The sequence below is a fragment of the Mariniflexile maritimum genome (genome assembly GCF_009746565.1).
Lineage (GTDB): Bacteria > Bacteroidota > Bacteroidia > Flavobacteriales > Flavobacteriaceae > Mariniflexile > Mariniflexile maritimum.
Window position 1 is genome coordinate 247082 of the sequence record NZ_WRPN01000001.1, and the last position, 20160, is coordinate 267241.

16 protein-coding genes are annotated in these 20160 nt (G+C 37.2%); 1 reads left to right on the plus strand and 15 read right to left on the minus strand.

Annotated features, from left to right (window positions below; all coding sequences use genetic code 11):
- Window positions 1–251 precede the first annotated feature (251 nt).
- The 9 genes from GQO80_RS01065 to GQO80_RS15830 form a co-directional block, all read right to left on the minus strand.
- Window positions 252–1505, minus strand: coding sequence for a GNAT family N-acetyltransferase (locus tag GQO80_RS01065; protein WP_157206348.1), 1254 nt, complete (start codon window positions 1503–1505; stop codon window positions 252–254).
- Window positions 1502–3268, minus strand: coding sequence for a NeuD/PglB/VioB family sugar acetyltransferase (locus GQO80_RS01070; protein ID WP_232333090.1), 1767 nt, complete (start codon window positions 3266–3268; stop codon window positions 1502–1504). Before GQO80_RS01070 ends, GQO80_RS01065 begins: the two co-directional genes overlap by 4 nt.
- 12 nt (window positions 3269–3280) lie before the next feature.
- Window positions 3281–3883: a sugar transferase gene (locus GQO80_RS01075; protein ID WP_157206801.1), complete on the minus strand. Its 603-nt coding sequence runs from the start codon at window positions 3881–3883 to the stop codon at window positions 3281–3283.
- A 153-nt stretch (window positions 3884–4036) separates the two neighbouring features.
- Window positions 4037–5074, minus strand: coding sequence for an ATP-grasp domain-containing protein (locus tag GQO80_RS01080; protein WP_157206349.1), 1038 nt, complete (start codon window positions 5072–5074; stop codon window positions 4037–4039).
- A 24-nt stretch (window positions 5075–5098) separates the two neighbouring features.
- Window positions 5099–5734, minus strand: coding sequence for a sugar transferase (locus GQO80_RS01085; protein ID WP_394350988.1), 636 nt, complete (start codon window positions 5732–5734; stop codon window positions 5099–5101).
- A complete protein-coding gene (locus GQO80_RS01090; protein WP_157206351.1) occupies window positions 5718–6983 on the minus strand; it encodes a type III PLP-dependent enzyme domain-containing protein in 1266 nt (421 codons plus the stop codon). Before GQO80_RS01090 ends, GQO80_RS01085 begins: the two co-directional genes overlap by 17 nt.
- A gap of 335 nt (window positions 6984–7318) precedes the next feature.
- The gene (locus GQO80_RS01095; protein WP_157206352.1) at window positions 7319–8470 is read right to left on the minus strand and encodes a glycosyltransferase family 4 protein; all 1152 of its coding nucleotides are present in this window, start codon (window positions 8468–8470) and stop codon (window positions 7319–7321) included.
- Between the two features lie 163 nt (window positions 8471–8633).
- A complete protein-coding gene (locus GQO80_RS01100) occupies window positions 8634–9383 on the minus strand; it encodes a hypothetical protein (RefSeq protein WP_157206353.1) in 750 nt (249 codons plus the stop codon).
- Between the two features lie 2848 nt (window positions 9384–12231).
- Window positions 12232–12675, minus strand: a complete 444-nt coding sequence (locus GQO80_RS15830; RefSeq protein WP_232333091.1) for a hypothetical protein — start codon at window positions 12673–12675, stop codon at window positions 12232–12234.
- Between GQO80_RS15830 and GQO80_RS01105 the strand changes: the two genes are divergently transcribed.
- Window positions 12674–14293 carry a right-handed parallel beta-helix repeat-containing protein gene (locus GQO80_RS01105; RefSeq protein ID WP_232333092.1) on the plus strand — a complete coding sequence of 540 codons (1620 nt, stop codon included), beginning with the start codon at window positions 12674–12676 and terminating at the stop codon, window positions 14291–14293. The genes GQO80_RS15830 and GQO80_RS01105 overlap by 2 nt on opposite strands.
- A gap of 86 nt (window positions 14294–14379) precedes the next feature.
- Here the strand turns inward: GQO80_RS01105 and GQO80_RS01110 are convergent, their stop codons facing one another.
- From GQO80_RS01110 to GQO80_RS01135, 6 genes are all read right to left on the minus strand, one after another.
- Window positions 14380–15105 (minus strand): DUF2334 domain-containing protein, encoded by a 726-nt coding sequence (locus GQO80_RS01110; RefSeq protein WP_157206355.1) that lies wholly within the window; start codon window positions 15103–15105, stop codon window positions 14380–14382.
- Between the two features lie 80 nt (window positions 15106–15185).
- A complete protein-coding gene (locus GQO80_RS01115) occupies window positions 15186–16280 on the minus strand; it encodes a glycosyltransferase (RefSeq protein WP_157206356.1) in 1095 nt (364 codons plus the stop codon).
- A gap of 140 nt (window positions 16281–16420) precedes the next feature.
- Entirely contained in the window at window positions 16421–17302 is an 882-nt protein-coding gene (locus tag GQO80_RS01120; protein ID WP_157206357.1) for a glycosyltransferase family 2 protein, read from the minus strand.
- Window positions 17303–17316: 14 nt separating this feature from the next.
- The gene (locus tag GQO80_RS01125) at window positions 17317–18420 is read right to left on the minus strand and encodes an EpsG family protein (RefSeq protein ID WP_157206358.1); all 1104 of its coding nucleotides are present in this window, start codon (window positions 18418–18420) and stop codon (window positions 17317–17319) included.
- A gap of 14 nt (window positions 18421–18434) precedes the next feature.
- On the minus strand, window positions 18435–19013 hold the full coding sequence (locus tag GQO80_RS15730; protein ID WP_198037705.1) for a serine acetyltransferase: 579 nt from the start codon (window positions 19011–19013) through the stop codon (window positions 18435–18437).
- On the minus strand, window positions 19013–20137 hold the full coding sequence (locus tag GQO80_RS01135) for a glycosyltransferase family 4 protein (protein WP_157206359.1): 1125 nt from the start codon (window positions 20135–20137) through the stop codon (window positions 19013–19015). Before GQO80_RS01135 ends, GQO80_RS15730 begins: the two co-directional genes overlap by 1 nt.
- Between the last annotated feature and the right edge of the window lie 23 nt (window positions 20138–20160).

The following is a 20160-nucleotide window of genomic DNA, read 5'->3' on the forward strand; positions in this document are numbered from 1 at the left end:
CTTAAGTTTTGAGGACACCCCTAAGGTCCCCTCGAGGGGACAATTTGTATTTTGGAAGTTAGAGGTTAGAGGTTATTTGATTATTAAGTTATTGGGTTATTAAGTCAAAAGGCAAAAGTTAGAAGTTAAAAGTTAGAGGTTAGAGGTTAGAAGTTAGAGGTTAGAAGTTAGAAGGTTATTAAGTTATTGGGCTTTGAGGACACCACTAAAGTTTCCTTTAGGGGGCAGTTTGTAGGTTTGAAGTTGGTAGGCTAGGGGTGGGATAGGACCAATTGGTTGGTTTTTCCTTTGATTAGGTAAACGGATTGGTTTTTGGTATTGGTTGCTGTAAATACTTCGGTATTCTTAATGTGCTCGCTATTTAAAAACAAAAAATCGTACACGTGTTTTTTTAGAAAGGCATGGTTTGGGTGGTTTAGGTCGATGGGCAACCAGTTAGCGTCCTTTAAATATTCCGATTCTTCGTTGTTGATGATCAGGTTTGTTTGGGAAGTGGCTGATGGTTTCTTTTTGAGAAAAAAACGTAGTTTATGTAGTTTGTTGTTCACTTCTTTGTCCCTTAAAAATTGTTTCAACTTAAAAAAAGAGGCGAGCGCCGTGGCGCATGCCGTAGCAGTAAACGAGGCACTATCGTAATACAGATGGTATTCAAAGTTGTATTTTGAATCGCTCCAACTTTCTTTGTAATCAAAATAGCCTTTTGAAAAGTCGAACACCCTATACTCACTTTTAAAGCTCCATTCCAACATTTTCATAAGGGCTACCTTGCCAATATGGAATTTGGTATAATCGATATCAAAAACCGTTATGGCATCAAAAATGATGGTATCCGTAAAATATAAGAGCCTCACGCTTATGGGGGTATCTTCATTATAAACTACATGTAAAGCCGCTTTCTTTTCAAGAATCATGGGGTATGCCACTTCCTTATAAAAGGCCCATTCTTCGGGGTATAGGTTGTTGTTGGTTGTTTGTTTATCTTCAAAGCGCTTGGTTAACAGGGTATGGAAATGGTTAAATACCGTATCGTATTCGGCTTTTTCCATCTGGCCCATCCACATTTTTTCCTTCATGTTGAAACAGGTTTCCAAGCGTTTTTTATAGCGGTTGAATTTCTGGATGCTACTTTTGCTGAACGTTTTTTTTAAGTAGTCGTTAAAATCGCTATGGTTTTTTAAATCGATTAAAAATCCGGGGTATTGCTTTATTTTTTTAACCTTTAAGTTTTTAACCCCTGTTTTGGTTTCTACCCCGGCATATTGCGGTACATCATAAATAAGGCATGTTTTTTTTCTAAAATCCTGAACCGTAGAGTCTTCGTTTAGACTGTAAGAAACCCCTTTGGTGAGGTTCTTGCCCGTATTGAGGTATAGATTTGGTGTTTTTGATGCTACAAAAGACAGTTCTTTGATAAAATCGAAGCGTAGGGAAGGCTTTTGACCATTAAAATGCGCTTCCCATACCTTGGTAAAAGTAGGTGATAAAAAGGGGTTTAAACGTATCACAGGTTGATATTTAAGTCGTTCAGGGAACGGTAAAGGGGGAAAAAATCAGAATCCTCGGGCACTCCTTTTTTAGCCACCAAATCGTCATAAACGTCTTGTTTTACAATGTATTTCCATAGTTTGAATTCCTTAAAATCCTTTGAGAACGAGGATTTAAAATCGAATAGCGAATCGTCATCCCTTCCGCCCAGGCCGCCGCCCAAATTAAAAAATTTACAGCCATTATTGGTAGCGATGATGCGCATTTCATCGATCAATAATTTGGTGGGCGTTAGGTGTAAAAAGCCGTTTTTTGTACCCGATAGGTGGTACTGTACAATGCCGTTGGTAATAAAGAACATGCTCCCGGCGATAATTTGACCCGTTTCCTTTTCAATTGCCAATAAAATGGTGGATTTATAATTGGTACTTTTCAAGAGGTTTTCAAAATACGCCTCATCAAAATAATACAGCTTTTTAGCCTTTACGCGATCCATGTTTTCATGGTAAATATCGATATAACTTTTAATATCCGCTATGGTTTCGGCTTTTCTAACGGTACAAAGCCTTCTGGATTTGTTGATATGCGTTTTTAGTCGATTCCTAAAACTGCTGCGTTGGTCTTCCAAGGAAAGATTCAAATCGATATTGACAATTTTACCTTGATTTTGTATGATGCCTAGGTTGCTTAATAAAGCACACTGGTTTTCGATAAAGGGGTTTAATCTTGAAAATACCGATACATAGTTGTGCTTACTAAAGTATTCCATGAGCGCACGGCTAAAATTGGAGGGGTCAAAAGTGGCCGTTATGCCTTTGCTTAAAGGGCCTGCGTATCCATAAACCGAAGTGGCATCCAGATACTTGGTATTTGGTATTTTTCTAACCAATAACGGGATGGCAATTAACACGTTATCTTCTTCATAACTTAATAGTACGGCCTCTTTACTATCTGCTTTGGATATTTTATGATAGTCGTATGTATGATAAAAATCGTAATTGCCTATCTTATTTAGTAAGCTGTCCCATTCAATTTTTTTTGAAATGACCTGAATCGTTTGGGCATTTTTTATGGGATACTTTTCTTTAATATGATTATCTACGTGGTATAAGTATTTTTCACCTGCTTTAATTGTTTTGATTACGGTAGCAGGCACACCATAAGCCATTATATTATCGCCTATATCCCTATTAACCAAAGCCGCTGCCCCTACAATGGTGTGTTTGCCAATGGTAATATCCTGTAATACACGCGCGCCCAAACAAATAGCACTGAAAGCGCCAATGGTTACATTGCCACCCACCGTAGCATCGGGTGCCAAACTAGAAAATTCGTGCATGTGCCCATCATGGTCTAAAGTGGTTTTTGTGTTTAAGATACAGAAGGGTTCAATTTTTGTATCGGAATTGACGATAGTTCCCGGCATGATAACCGTTCCTTTACCAATGGTTACATTCCGCCCAATGATGGCATTTGGATGAACTGCCGAAACATAATCAAAATGAGGGGCTTTTTTTTTTATTTTATTGTAAACCAATTGTCGGGTCCAGTTGTCGCCTATTGCAATGACACCAGCCTTAAAATCAAATGCTTCCATCAACGCCGGTAAATCGTTTTCGGTTCCTAAAATATGATATTGAAATATCTTATAGCTTTTAGGTTTATTGGCATCAATTAGCCCAACGATGTGATATTTGTTCTCTTTTTCCACAATGTCAATCACAACCTTTGCGTGTCCGGAAGCGCCAATAATAACAATATTTTGTTTTGGTTTTTTTTCCATTTTCAATACTTATTAATTTCCAGTAAATAGTGGCATGTTCAAGTTTTCGGAGCTATTTACGCCCTCTTTTTTTAAAACTCTTTTGATGGTAAGCATTATTATTTTAATATCCAGTAAAAAAGATAGGTTTTCAACATAATAGGTATCCAATACAAACTTTTGTTCCCAAGAGATGGCATTTCTGCCATTAACTTGTGCCCAACCGGTAATGCCGGGTTTTACCAGGTGCCGTTTTTTTTGTTCCTCGTTGTACAAGGGTAGGTATTCCACAAGTAATGGTCTGGGGCCTACCAGACTCATGTCGCCCTTAATCACATTCCATAATTGGGGTATTTCATCCAATGAATATTTTCTTAAAAAGCTGCCCGTTTTAGTAATACGCTGATCATAAGGTAACAAATTGCCTTGGATATCTTTTTTATCGTTCATCGTTTTGAATTTTATAATAGAAAAAATACGACCGTTTTTTCCTGGGCGTTTTTGAAAGAAAAAAGGTTTCCCGTGATTGCTTATAAACAGGCATACGCCTATCAGAATGAAAATAGGCAGCACGATTAGGAAGCCTGACAAGGCAACAACCAAATCCAATAGTCGTTTAAAAAAAGCGTGATACATCATTTTATTTACTAACTGTGTTTTACTTGCTAAATGGTTTTTGCTTTTCGCAAAGCTTCTTGTTAAAAATTCAAACTCTTTAAATTTATCTCGATAATTTTGTTTTATAGGGATGGGAATCCATTTTATAAAAAAGGATTTCAAACAATTACTTTAAGTGGTGTTTACGTGCTCGATTTTTAAAAGTCTATCACATTTTGAAAAAATAATGCCACTTTGGTAGTTGTTAAATTGCGCCACGTTTTCGCCCGATTCTCCCTTTAGCCATTCTAGATAAATAGCCGCTATGTTCACACCCGCTTCGTGGGAAAAAGGATAACCACCTCCAAACCGTGGGTTCAGTTCCAGTAAATAAAACGCGCCGTCCACCAAAAAGGCATCGCAGTCCATATTGCCCAGATGCTGCAATGCGGTTGCTATTTTTTTGCCCATTTCCTCTATACGGTTGTCTATTACAGTAATGGCCTTATCGGTTTCGCCCGAACGCATCGCTAATTTTTCACGGGCAAAGGTACCAAAATACTTGCCCTCAAAATCGTTTACGATGTCCAGACCAAACTCTTTGCCATCCAGTTTTTCTTGTATTAAAATGGCATGTTCGCCATCACATTCACTTTTTTTACCAAGGATGGTTTTGTGTATTTTTATCTTTTGTAATTCATAAGAAAGCTCCAGTTCTTCCATTGATTCGGGAAATTCAATGCCAATGGAGGCGCTGCCCCATCGAGGTTTTAATACCAACGGAAATTTTAAAAGGCCTTGTGCTATGGCCATTTTAGCATCTTCCAGGGTGGTATAGGTGTTTGGTGTAGGGATGCCCAGTGCTTTTATAAAGTTAAAGGTTTTTAATTTGTCAAAACCAATATCAATAACCTGTTCATTGGAAACAATCACCTTAACGCCTATGTCTTCAAATAAGGATTTATGGGCCGCCAGTATGGGCAGCTCTAAATCGTTCAGCGTGATGATGGCGGTTACAGCCTGTGCCTTGCATAGTTCCACGAGTTTTGGAATATAGGTATCGTCATAAATATCCGGCACTTTAATAGCGATGTCCGCATCTACCAAGGCAGGTGCCAATACGTCCTGATCGGCGGCTATCACGGTGCCGTTACCCTTTAAGGCTTCCTTAAAATAGGTAATCAGGTAATTTCGTCTTCCTGCACAGGTAAATAGTATTGTTTGCTTCATATCTTTAAGTAATAAATGGCTAACTTAAACTTGTAATGGTCTGTTTTTTCTTTCGTCATCCAGATCGAATACCCCGGATGCTTCGTCGTTGGCCACATCTTTTGCCAATAGTACTTTTTTGATGGTTTTAAAAAGGATTTTTAAATCCAAGCCCAAGGATAGGTTTTCTACATACTCCACGTCTTTTTGGAGGCGTTTGTCCCATCCAATCAAGTTTCTTCCAGATATTTGTGCCAACCCCGTAATGCCGGGTCTTACCGTATGGCGCAAGGCTTCTTTTTCGGTATAATAGGGCAAGTACTTCATGTATAAGGGGCGAGGGCCTATCAAGCTCATGTCGCCTTTCATCACGTTTATAAGTTGTGGAATTTCATCTAAGGATGTTTTTCGTAAAAAACTACCCACCTTGGTTATCCTATCGGTATCGGGCAACAAGTTCCCTTGGGCATCTTTTGCATTGTTCATGGTTTTAAACTTAATAATCTTAAACTCCTTACCGTGTTTGCCCGCGCGTTTTTGATAAAAAAAGGGCGTTTCCTTATAGCCCCATCTTAAAAGGCTATAAATAAGGATATATACAGGGATGAGGACGATGACCCCGAGTGTCGCCACAAAAAAATCCAAAAGTCTTTTAAAGGTGTTTTTATAGGTCATGTGCATCTAAAACATAAGGTGCCAAAACATCTGCGATGGTCTGGCGGTTTCTGATAATTTGATGGCTACCCTCTGCATTAAGTGCAACAATAGCCGGTACAAAATTAATGAAATTAGGGGTTTTTACCACCGTGTAGCCTCCCACATTATCAATTTGGATGAAATCGTTTGGTTTTGGATGGTGCATTTCAACTTGACTCAATACCAGGTCTTTTTCCATACAGGTTGACCCTACCACATCGTAATACGCTGTACCCTTATTTTGCGATTTATTTTTAGCGATGATTTTGAATGGTAAATTTATTTTATGCATGGTCGGCTTTACGTTATACACACCGCCTTCTATCAACAAAAAGTTGTTGCCCCTTATTTTTTTAATATCAATAATTTTTGCAACAAAGGATAGAGCATTTGAAACAACCGATACGCCGGGTTCTAAAATAACGTGGGGCTTGTGGGCTGCAAACCAGGGGTCCTTTTTTAAATGGTTAAAAATGGTTTCGGCATAATCGTCAAAACTCGGGGTATCCCTGTTTAGAAGCCCCTTGGGCATGGGGCCAAAAAAGCCACCGCCCACGTTCAGATAGGCTATTTCATCCAAATGAAAGGTGTTCCTAACATGGCATAGGGTTTTTACAATGGTGGTGAAGTTCTTTAGGCTTCTATCGGAAGTTGACGTGTGGCCGTGTAGGGCATGGATGCTTACCCCTAAAGTGTTTAAGGTGCTTATCAAGTTTGAAAATTCCTCACTGGCGGTGTCAAAGCCGAAACGCCCAATGTTGAGGCCTTCTTGAATGGCCGAAGTGCCATCCTCATTTATCAAGGACATGTTGATGCGTAGCCCTACTTTAAAGCTTGCCCCAGGGTGTTTGGCGACCAGCCGTTTTAAACTTTCCAATTCGTAATACGAATCTAAGTTCACAATACTTCCTCCCAACAAGGTCCTTTCCAAATCGGATTCTTTTTTATAGGGCCCGTTAAAGATGATGGAATCGTAGGTGTATCCTAATTTTAGGGCTATTTGTAGTTCCATTTCCGAAACCACTTCTGCAAAGACCCCGTGTGTCTTGGCTATGCTGCACAGTCTGGGAATGTAGTTGGTTTTATAGGAATAGCCAATAATGACCTTGGGATAGTGTTTGTTGCACGCCGCTTTTAAGTCGGTTATGTTTTTTATATACTGTTGCTCGTGCAGTACATAAAATGAATCGCCATGCGTATCCGAAATTTTTTGTAGTTGGTCGTGGGTATTCATGCTAGGTTCTTGTATGTAGGTTGTAATACAGGGCCTTAAGGCGCTTGCTTATCAATTTTGTATTGGGGGTTTAATAAAAATGATGACCAAATATATTACTATCTTTTTCAAAACCGATAGGATCTGTGGTTTTTACGACCTTATCCTTTATTTTATCGATGAATCCCCTCTAACAATTGAAATTTTTTCGTTCGTAAACCAAAAATCCGAAACGCATTAGGAAGTTTCCTGTGCTGACATGCCAAAGTTTTGATGCTTTCCTGTTTATTTTTGTAGGGCGACCTATTTATGAAAAGGGGGTGGCTGTTTTATATGCTCCACGACCGCCTTTGTGTTTAAAGACTGTTGTATTCCCTTAAAATAGCTTCCCAAACCACTTTTTGTTCGTAATTGGACACAATATGTTGCCTTGAGTTTTCCCCCATGGTTTTGGTTTCTGCGGGATGTTCCAAAACATAGGTCATGGCGTTTAATAAGGCCATTTCATCCTTTACGGGAATAATAAGGCCGCTTTCCATGTTTTTAATAATTTCATTGCAGCCATTAATGTTGGTTACAATGCTTGCCAACTCCATGGCGCCTGCTTGCATGACCACATTGGGGAAGCCTTCGCGGTAGCTAGGAAATGTGAGGGCATTTGCAATGGAAAAATAGGGGCGAACATCTGTTACCCAACCTGTAAAAATGATATTGGGGTTGGCCTGTATGGCCTCCAATGTTTCTGGCAACAAAGGGTCCAAATCTTCCTCATAATCACCAATAAGCATCAGTTTGGTGGTTTTATATGCAACATTTAACTTTGTGAATGCCGCTACCAGTTCGTTGATGCCCTTGTCCTTTACCAATCTCCCCACAAACACAAACACACTATCTTCCTCGGTAATATTAAATTTGTTCTTTAGTTCTTTTTTAAAGTGGTCGTTAAAATGGTTTGGACTAAAATGTGTGGTATCAATGCCATTGGAGCTTCCATTGGCCAATACCTTTAATTTATGTTTGGAAGTAAATTTATGTTCTAAGATGATGTCGTAAAGGCCGAAGGAGTTTGGGTATATTTTTGAGGCACAGCCGTAAGTTATTTTTTCAACGGTATTTAAAATAAAACGCTTGATGCCCGTTGCTTCCAGTAATGGTAAACCGGCAATGGTATGCAGCCTGTGGGGTACGCCAGCAAATTTTGCCGCTACCATGGCCAAGGTGCCCGCTTTTGGGGTGTGCGAATGTACGATGAAGGGTTTTTTGTCCTTAAAAAGTTTGTAGAGTTGCCACAGGGCCTTCAAATCCTGTATCGGTGTGATTTGTCGTGTCATTTCAATGGCATAACTTGGAACACCTTCTAGTTCCATAAGCTCAGATAAATGGTTATCATAGCCTTTTGAAGAAACACCTAATACATCATAATGGTTAGACATAAATCGCAACTGCCCCGTTAGCAATCCTGTCATGGAAGATGGCACCGTAGTGACCCTAATCAGCTTTTTTTTCATTTATATAATATACCTAATTATAAGGTTTGGACAAATATATAAAAGAAAATTTTAATATTGGGGAATGGTGAAAGGTGAATGGTGGCGGGTAAGATTAGGGGAACCTATTAAAGAAAATACTTTTAATAGGTTCCCCATCCCTTGATCTTGATTTTTTAACATCTTATAAAACCTCTATAATTTGTAGGATGTTAAAAGCGCCGTTATTGAGGCTGTATTGCATGCCATTGATTTCCTGAAAGAAACTTATTTTAAAAACATACACTAATTGGCCACCGCCCGTTGGCACTTGGGGCGGGGTACAACTTACCGGGGTTACCGTATTTGTGATGGGCAGGTTTGCCTCTGGGCTGTAGTGCAGCTCCTTTTCCTGGGTTTCAAAATCAATGTGTGCGATACCCGCAGTAAAACTTACATGGGTAGCCCCACCCGGCATGTACATTTGTTGCAGGGGGTTGAAATTGGGGATGCTTATCTCACCCGTGGCCGTGTTTAATTGGAAATCGGCCAACAAGATGCTCTTTAATTTGGCATTGCCATTAAAGTCAAACCCCCTTAATAGGGCTTTGCCTTCGGGGGTTAGCAAGCCCATGGCCACATGCCTATCGCCACGAAGCGATAGGGTGTCAAAATTTTTAATGTGTGCCATTTGCTTCATCATGCGGGCCGTTAAAGCACCGTCCTTTACATCCACCAACAAGGGTGTTAATGTTTGTCGCAATAATTTGCCGCTTTTGGCAATTTGTCCAAATTCACTTCCGTTTTCACGGGTCCGGATGAAGGCCGGGTCATTTTCAATCCTACTTTTTGAGACCCCGCCTTGGGTGCGTACCAAATAGCCGCTTTTGCCTTTGTAAAAGGTCATACCATCTAATGTGCCTTCAATTTTAAGAAGGCTTTTTAATTTTGCCATTGTTTTAAAAAATTTATGAGCCGTTTTGTTTTTTTTTTTCGACTCGGATTATTATTAAATTATTTGCCATACTTTTTCTTGCTTCCCCATGAGCTCCTAGGGTGGCGTGGTATGGTTGTGACAAAATTAATGACCGCCTTTTGGAGCTGCTTTTGTTTTTGGGGTATTTAGGCGGGTTCTTTTAAAGTTGTTTGTTTTTGTTGTTTTCTGCCAATTCTGCTGATTGTGTTGTTTTAGGTGCTTTTTGCTGTTTCTGTATGTTTCTGTTTTTTTGGGGTTGAGTCGCTTTATCTACGCCTTTGATACGCCTTTGATACGGGGTTGGGTGGGGGATGGGAGGTTGGAAGTTATATGGTTATAAAGTTATATGGTTATAAAGTTATTGGGTTATAAAGTTATATGGTTATAAAGTTATATGGTTATTGGGTTATTGGGGTTGGGTACTATTTGGTTTGTGTTTTTTTGATTTGACTTGAGTATTGAAGACACCCCTAAAGTCCCCTCGAGGGGACATTTTGTACTTTGGGGGTTAGAAGTTTGGAGTTATATGGTTATTAAGTTATTGGGTTATTGGGTTATTGGGGTTTGAAGGCACCCCTAAGGTCCCCTCGAGGGGACATTTTGTACTTTGGAAGTTAGTAGTTTATAGTCAAAAGGCAAAAGTTAGAAGTTATATGGTTATTAGTTATTGGGTTATTAAGTTATTGGGTTATGGGGTTTGTTAATAATTAAAAGTGAAAAATGAAAAGTTAAAAGTTAGAGGTTAGAGGTTAAAAGTTGGAAGTTATATGGTTATAAAGTTATTGGGTTATAAAGTTATATGGTTATAAAGTTATATGGTTATTGGGTTATTGGTTTATTGGGGTTTGGGTACTATTTGGTTTGTGTTTTTTTTGATTTGACTTGAGTATTGAAGACACCCCTAAAGTCCCCTCGAGGGGACAGTTGGTGGTTTGGAGGTTAGTAGTTTATAGTCAAAAGGCAAAAGTTAGAAGTTATATGGTTATTAGTTATTGGGTTATTAAGTTATTGGGTTATGGGGTTAGTTAATAATTAAAAGTGAAAAATGAAAAGTTAAAAGTTAGAGGTTAAAAGTTAGAAGTTAAAAGGCAAAAGTAGAATTTATATGGTTATTGGGTTGTTGGGTTGTTGGGTTATTAAGTTATTGGATTATTGGGGTTTGATTTATTATTTACGATTGGGCTATAGGGTTATCTAACAACCTTATTTTGGTAAAAACTTTTTTAAAGTTTCATGAATTTTATAGGGTAAGGGATTTTAATTATGAAGGAATAAAAAACTTTTTTGGCTATTATTTTGTAACTATTTATAGCGTTTTAATTCTTTCATAAATTGTTAATATGTAGGTTCGTATTGTTAATAAGTTTGCGTATAATCTTGTTAATTCTATTTGACTTGTGATTAAATTTGTTCGAAAGATTTTTAGGCATTAGTCGGTAGGCTCTAAGCATAAGAATCAATAATCAAGACTAAAGATCAATTAAATAAAAAACTATAAATCAAGTTTTATGAGCACAAATCCCTTCTTATTCCGTCTAGCTGCTAGGCAGCGTTTAAAAACTTATTTTCCATGTATCGATACATTATTTATGCCCAAGACATCGTTTTTGTACTAGGCAAAAGCGAATCCTACGCCCGGGAGTTGATCCGGACGATGAAGAACGTATATCAAAAAAAACCTCATCAGTATATAAGCATCAAAGAATTTTGTGATTATATGGATTTTCCCTACGAAGAGATTTTAGATATGATATTAAAAGGACCTAAACGGCCTTAGTTCTGTTTTTCTTCACTTTATTTTTCCCCTTCATATTTGCTCGTTTGGTTATTGCTCCTGTCATGGCCTGTGTTTTGGCGTCTGCTATTTTGATGGTTATTAAGTTGTTGGGTTATTGGGTTATTGGGTTCTTGAGTTATTGGGTTATTGGGTTATTGGGTTATTGAGTTTTAAGGACACCCCTAAGGTCCCCTCGAGGGGACAATTTGTACTTTGGGGGTTAGAAGTTTGGAGTTATATGGTTATTAAGTTATTGGGTTATTGGGGTTTGAAGACACCCCTAAGGTCCCCTCGGGGGGACGGTTTGTGGTTTGGGGGTTAGTAGTTAAAAGGAAAAAGGCAAAAGGCAAAAGTTAGAGGTTAGATGTTAGAGGTTAGATGTTAGAGGTTAGATGTTAGAGGTTAGATGTTAGAGGTTAGATGTTATTAAGTTATATGTTTATAAAGTTATTGGGTTATTGGGTTGTTGGGTTATTAGGTTATTGGGTTTTGAAGACACCCCTAAAGTCCCCTCGAGGGGACATTTTGTACTTTGGATATTAGAAGTTAAAAGGCATAAGTCAAAAGGCAAAAGGCAAAAGGCAAAAGTTAGATGTTAGAGGTTAGATGTTAGAGATAAGAAGTTATTAAGTTATATGGTTATTAAGTTATTGGGTTATTAGGTTATTGGGTTTTGAGGACACCCCTAAGGTCCCCTCGAGGGGACAGTTAGAGGTTAGAAGTCAAAAGGCAAAAGGCAAAAGTTAGAAGTTGGAAGTTGGAGGTTGGAAGTCATAAGTCAAAAGGCAAAAGTTGGAAGTTAGAGGTTGTTGGGTTATAAGTCTAAAGAGGTCATTTATAAGTTATTAATAGTTATTAACAACTACATTGCCACTGTTGGTTTCTGTATTACTTTTGCCGAAATTAAAAATTTTTAATTTAAAACATCCAATGTCTCTCAATCTGCGTATATAGGGTTAATTAACGTTAAAAAAAACAATTTATCGACACAAAACTACACTTTAACGATTTTATTTTGAAAATTGAATAGTATTTCATCGAAAAAAGAAATCACTTAAACGATAATTGTATAATTAATTTTAATTTTAACCCCATAATGAATTTTATCCCAAATCGAGAACTTATGAAACTGATCATCAAACCCATGTTTTTATGCTTTTTTTTAACGCTGTCGTTATTGGCGTGCAACAATGAAGAGTTATTTGTAGAGCCCACTACGGAAGTGGTCCCTACCACACCTGAAGAGTCCACTGGCAACACCGATACCGACCCGGTTGCGCCCAACGTGAGCACCCCTTGCGATTTTAAATTGGATGCTGTACAGGCCAATGCCACCGTTGTTATTAACTGCGTGATGGATTTACAAGGTAAAACCGTTAATTTACCCGCTGGTGTTACCCTCGTATATGAAGGCGGCGATATTGTTAATGGTACGCTTAATTTTGCAAACAATACCACCATTTCTGGCGAGTTGATGAATAGTACGTTGACCATGGCCGGCACCAAACCACAAATAAAAGACTCCAGTTTTACTTTCGACCCTAAACGTTGGGGGATTGTGGAAGGGGAAGTTTCAATGGAAGTTGCTAAACAAAACACCAATATTATTCAAAATACAATAAAAAAGACAAAAGAATTAGGTATAAAAGTATTTAAAATTGATCGTATGGATGCTTATTTTTATGGAAATGGCATGTATAATTACAATATTATTATGCCATCTAATTTTCATTTGAGCATGACAGATAATACTCATTTAAGAACATATCCTTCTGTCGATAATTACTCTACTTTTTTAATTATTATTCAAAATGTTGAAAACGTAACTGTTTCTGGCGGTAATTTACATGGAGATAGAGATTTATATAATAGAAAGGATAATTTACCTCCAAGCCATACTATAAAAATCAAATCTGGTGTAAATGTTACAATAGAAGATGTTTATATGAGTAATGCCACAGAAGATGGATTAGCAATTGAAAGTGATCGATTTGCTTCAGACCCATTATATGTTCCTTCTAGTAATATTAAAATTAGTAACTGTGTTTTTGAAGCAAATAGAAGAATTAATTTTACAATAACTGATGGCAACAACATTGTTGTTGAAAATTGCACGTTTATTGATGGTGGTATCAATACAGCCAAATCCAATGCAGCGGCACCATCATGTAACATTGACATAGAACCATTAAAACCCTACCAATCAGTAAAAAATGTAATAATTAGAAATAATAAACAAATTGTAAAAGACATTTCAAAAAACCCAAATGCAGGAGATTTTTTAGTGTCTCATGGAGATGGACCCATTATTATTGAAAACAATGAAATGATAGACTGTTCAGTTTCTTATCATACTGCAAATGGGGTTATAATTAGAAACAACATTATTACTGGCGGCGGTATTCAAGCTGGTAGCGCGGAAACTCATAATCGTACAGATATTGTAAGAAACGAAGTTTATGGTAATACTGTAAAAGCTAATGGAACTGCATTAAGCATTGCTGGAAATGGTGTTTCAGCTCATGACAATAATTTAGAAGGAATAGTAGGTATCTCTTTAGGTGCAGGTTCAGTAGAAGAAAGTAAAGGTGTTTCGAATTCTGTAATTTCTAATAATTCAATCAAGGCAAAAAGTAGAGGAATAACATCTATGAATACTATGGAAAATGTCACTGTGTCAAATAACACTATACAAATGTTATCAGGTGCAAACTTCTCATTGTCATTAGATAACAAATGGAGTAAGTCCTCAGAATCAAATTTCATAATTGAAAATAATACGATTAGAGGAGAGAAAAGCAACTCGACTACAGGCGCACCACCAAGTTTGGTGTCTGGTAATTCTATTCGTTTATTAAATAATGACTTTGGTGATGTACAAATAAATGGAGCGAGTAATATTACTTTAACTGGAAACAAAATAGACACAAACATTGGAGAGCATGGGATATTATTTTATAGTGACTCACCAAATAGTATAATTAAGAATAATGATATTACAACTTATCCATCTAAAACACCATTGGATATAAAATGTATAAAGACTGCTAACAATGTAAGTTTGTCAGCTTCAGTGGTTATTGAAAGCAATAATACTTGTAATGAGAAATAATTTTTAATTTATAAAATAGACAAAGAGGCTTATTTAAGCCTCTTTTTTTTGTTAAAAATTGTCAATAAAAATATATTAAGCTAAAACTATCTAAAAATCGCCCTAAATTTAAAATAGCTTAACGCGAGTAGCTTATCTATAAGCGATTTCGATTTTACGTTGTTTAATTTTAATTGGTTAAATGCGATGAACTTGCGTTTGTGGTTGCTTAAAAAATGCTCTAAATTTAAAAAATCAGTTTCAGTCATCGTGTTCGGGTGGTAACAGAACGTATAAATACCGGGCACCGGTATATTTCTAACAGCTCCAACCTGTTGGGGAATAAACACAAAATCATCTTGTTTGTATGGATTCAGCGCCATGGTATCGGAAATGATCCTGATGGTGCTTTCGCTTTTTAGCGCTTCCAAGGTGTTCCTATCGAAGGTATGGCTTGGGGCTACAAAGATTTTGGGGCTGAACCCCATGCTGTTTAATTTTGTAATTCCTTTTTTTATTTTTTCTTTTTGCACCTCCAAAGGGACTCCTGCAAATTCGGAACGGTTATGAATGGGGTTGATACCTCCTTCTTTGGTTTGATAGACATGATTATAACCATGAAGCCCAATTTCCCACCCTTTAAGTTCTACTTTTTTTAACCATTGCCAGTAATTGGGGTTTGGTGGGTCGATTTTTTGCATGGGGTCTTCGTTATGGGGTATGACCGCAATCAAAGGTTTTATGCCATAACTATCAAACATGGTTTCTATCCTAAGCCATTTGTTCCAACCCATGGTTTCGCAAACATCATCTAAACGAATTAAATATTTCATGTTTAATTATTTTTATTTATCAGTCAAACGGTTCTTCCATATACTCATTCCCTTGGTATCGCGATTTGGTTATGGACGTTTCATGTTTTAATTATGGATTTATATAACTCAATTTCTTTAGTAATTGTATGATTGATGCTGTACTGTTGTGCTCTTTCCATGCAGCGTGTTACTATGTCATTATAATGGGTCGTATCCTGCAATAGTTTATTGATCTGAGTTGCCAGAGTAATTGCATCGCCAATAGGGAATAAGATGCCTGCATTTTTTACTATATCGCCCAAACCAGGGGCGTTGGATGCCAGAAAGGGTTTTCCGGAAGCCATCCCCTCGATGGATGCCAAGGACAGCCCTTCATGATGCGAGGAAAGCACGATGACATCGGAAGATTTTAACAGCTTGATAACATCCATCCTAATTCCTAAGAAATAAACCCGATGCTCCACCTGCATTGCTTTGGCAAAAGTTTCACATTCGATTTTTAATGGGCCATCGCCCACTAAAACCAGTACCACATTTTCGGGAAGTTCCTTTAAAGCACTTATGACGGTTTTTTGGTCCTTCGGGTATCTGAAAGATGCTACTTGTATTATAATTTTGTTATTTTCTTTTAAATTAGGATGTATTTTCGATTTGGGCACAGGTGTTTCGGTTTTAATGGTCTCTAAATTGATTCCATTTTGAATGAGCTCAAACTTGTTACCATCACAATTCAAATGTCTTTTAAGGTTCTCGTCAACTTCGGGTGCTATCGTGATGATTTTGGTGTATGCGGCATACACCCATTTATCAAAAACCTTAAACAAGGGGTTATTTCTTCTATTATTGGATGTACTGTGTTCGGTATAAACGAGTTTTGTTTTTGAAAAACTAAACCATTTTGCAATGGCCACCCAATATAACGATGGAAATAGGTGTACATGTACCACCTCGTATTTTTTTAAATAGGGTATGATCTTGAAAATCAATAATGGATTATATACGCTTTGTTTGCTTAAAGAAAACACGTTACACGATTTGCTTTTTCTTAAAGCTTCTAAAAACGGCTGTTCATCACCATTTAAAACAGCGACATCCATTTTTACAGACTCCTGGTTACAAAGGGGCACTGTTTCCAAAATGAGCTTTTCCGCACCCCCTGTTGCTAAGCTATTGGTTATTTGAAGCACTTTCATTGGTTTTGTTAGTGGTTTTATGCTTTATGCGCTAGGCTTTAGGCACCTACCATTATAAGGTTTATTGGTTCGTTTGTGCTAAGCTCTCGGGTATCTTGTTTTAGATTCACATCCATTTCTTTTCTTTCTAAGAGTTACCTTTAAGTTCTAATTTTGTATAAAATATAGATATGCCACAATGCCCCAAATGGCAATGCCAACAAGGTGATGGTCTTTTTTGGGTTTTGGGCATTGAATATCCATTTTTTAGTAAATAAACAGGACGATATGTAATGCATCGCCCTTGAAAACGTATAAATAACGCTTTTTGAATGTTTCATTTCAATTGTTCTGGCGTATAAAAATCCGTTGGGACTTTTTTTATACTGTTTTAAAATGTTTTTGGACGAGCCGTCTGCCAGATATTCAATAATACAGAACACCTTATTGGAACAGATGTATTTGTACTTTTGGTCTATCATTAGGTACAAGGTTCCTAGAGGTACCAAGCGTTCGCCGTGATAGATGGGGTATGGGGGAAATTGTTTTACCACCTCTGTGCGCAGTACTACTTTTTTATCGCCTTTAATCTTGTTTTCAACCTCAAGTTCCGATAAGGTGGCATAAGTAAAGGATTCTGGTATTTTTTCTACAATGCGCCCATCCTTAAATGCGTCCAAGCCAATGATACCAGCCAAATTTTCATTTTTATCCCTATTATCCCAAAGATTTAAAATGGTTTCCACGGCATCATCGGGCATGTAATCATCCGAATCGATACAAACATTCAGTTCGGTATCTATTAATTCATACGCGGTATTGTGTGCCCCGTGCATGCCTTGGTTTGCTTGATACTGGTATTGAATCTCTATTTTGTTTTCATGTATCCATGTTGAAATCAGCTCTTTGGTATTGTCAGTAGAGCCATCGTCAATGATTAGCCACTTAAAGTCTTTGGATGTTTGGTTTATTAAACTGTTATAGCATTGCCCCAAACAAAAGGCCCTGTTAAAAGTTGGTGTGAATACGGTTAGTTTTTTCATTAGAATAAGTAATACTATCTTATATACGCATAATAAATGTACGACATAAAATATGTGAACCCAAAATACAATAAAATGACGTTGCCCAGTATGATATATTGGTATTTAAAAAATGTTTGCTTTAAGAACGGATAAACAATTACCAAGGCCATCATAAACCAGGATAAATAGGCGAACCTATTGGAGTAATTTGCCTTTATGACCAAAATCCAGAACCCGTTACATATTAAATAAGTATTTAGTAACTGATAGTAAAACGTATCGTTAAACTTCTTTTTATAAATAAAATACCAGCCAGCAAATACGGCAAAAGCACTATGAAACAAAAAATCCCATCTAAAGCCCGTACTTGCAAAAGCCTCTGCATCTGATGAGGTTAAATAGGCATTTAAGCGGTCGTCACCAAACCCTAAACTTGTAAACAGCATGATGAATATACCACCCATCAATAAACTTAAAGGGATGCATGCCAACCACGCCTTGAAATATACTTTAGGGTTATTATAAAAAAAGGTGGCTACATAGGCCAAAATGGGCAGTAAGGCGGTTTTGTGAAAAAGTGTTGCAATAAAGAAACATATCCCCATAATTATTTTATTGTGGCGGTAACACAAGCCCCACAAAAAAATGGAAAGGGCCGCCCCGTTCCGAACCCCGTTTACGCCATAGGTGAAAAAAGAAAAGGATACCACAAACATTAAAAAGGCATAATACCAATACCGATTAAACAGGTTTTTTGAAATTTTATATAATGGATATATGTAAATAAATGCACAAATTGTAAAAAACCAATGAATATTCATGAATTGCGACATGAATTTCATAAATACATGCCACCCGTAATCGGCTTCGTTATCATCAATAGCGCCCCCCAGCATGTATTTTTCAAAGGCCTTATTGTAATTTACAGTATCCCCAAACACGCCATCTATGGGACGTGTACCTATATAGAGTATTAGAAATACCAATAATAGATAGCCTGTTACGTTTATGAATGAAAGATTTTTAGAATCGTATAAATTTAAAACATAGGAATGGAATATGGTCAATAGAACAATGCCTAAGGACAAATTCATATAAACATCCGAATAATCTTTTACAGGAATAAAATCAAACATGTTGCGCTACAATTTTAATTTTCAATACGTTTTCCATCCTTTTTAATAATTTTTGCAGGATTGCCAACCACCACACAATTATCTGGAATGCTTTTGGTTACCACTGCACCAGCCCCAATGCTACAATGGTTGCCAATGGTAATGCCCCCAATAACAATGGCCCCAGTATATATGTTTACATTATTGCCTATGGTGGGCCTTTTACCGTTTATTTCGCCTATAGTTACCAAATGGTTTACATAAAAGTTTTCACCAATGCTATCGGCATTCAAAATGGTACAATAGGGATGCCCCGTTAACATGCCACCCTTAATTTTTGTTGTGATATCAATAGTAAAACTACCCTCTTTTCTACAATACAAATTTAATATGTGCTTATAACCATTGTTTAACCTAAAATAAAATAGGGTTCTAAAATCTGTGGCATGAGTTAAGAAATACACTAATAATCCGGTTTTGGATTTGTTTATTTTTTTCGCCTCTGCCCAACGTTCCAAATCTTGGTCTATTAATGCCCTATTTTTACTGCGCTTGTACAGTAGGATGTGGGGCAGGAGCAGTACTTGGTATATGGCGTATAAGAATGATTTCATTATTTACAGGTTTTAAGTGCTTTAAACATGTTTATCCAAACTTCCATTACGGGCTCAATGCTATACTTAGCAGCGTTTAATCGTGCATTGGTGCCCCATAGTTTACGTTCGTGCGTGTTCGACATGGTTTTTAAAATCGCTTCGGCAAACGTTTCAACCTCATGCATATTAATTAAAATGCCAGTACCTTTATCAACTATGTTTTTGGGCCCATGTGGACAATCAAAAGCAATGATGGGCAAGCCACAAGCTTGTGCTTCCAATAACACCAAAGGAAAGCATTCATTATCAGAACTCATTACAAAAAGCGACGAATGAAGCATTTTATTCTGTATGTGGTTTGTTGCCCCTTTTAAAAACACCGTTTCCGTTAGTTTTTTATCCTCAATTTTTTTCTGTAACCCTGCCACATAGCTTGCTTCACCTTCACCATAAATATGCAATTGCAACGTATTGTTTTTTTTGTGAACTATTTCCCAAATATCTATTAACAAATCGTAACGCTTTACAGGTGCTATTCTACCTGCTGAAATAACCACGTTGCTATCTAATTTTGAAACAGTTTCGGGATAAAACGTTAATGGGTTGGGAATGGTTATGGTATTATTGGATTTATAGTACAAGGCTTCATCTGGGTTTAAAACCACCAGTTTGTCGTATTTCGTTTCAACAAAATCGGCAAATTTAAAAAAGAGGCGTTTAAACATCCCTGAGGCATGCTGTCGTTTATCAATTTCGATAAATTTTGAATAGTGAAATTCCTTAACTTTAGGCATGTGCCTTAAAACAAAGGGCATGAAATAAGTATCTGCACTATGGCTACAAACCACCACCACATCGGGATTTATGTGCTTTAAAGCTGTTTTGACCTTTAGTATGTGATTTGGTACTTTTAATAGGTTTTTAGGGTGAAAGTAGGATTTTGTCCTGTGATAATTGATGTTTAAATCGGTAAATTGAATGTTGGGATGAAAGTTATAGCAAGGTTTTTTATTTTGCTGTTCGGTGGTAATGATATGAATGGTATTTTCCTGTTGGGAGGCTAAAAAATTTGCCTTGATGGATAGCACACGTTCAATACCACCATGAAGATACACTTGGTCTATAATAAAAACAATTTTCATAGGGATTTGGTATTGGGTTGCAC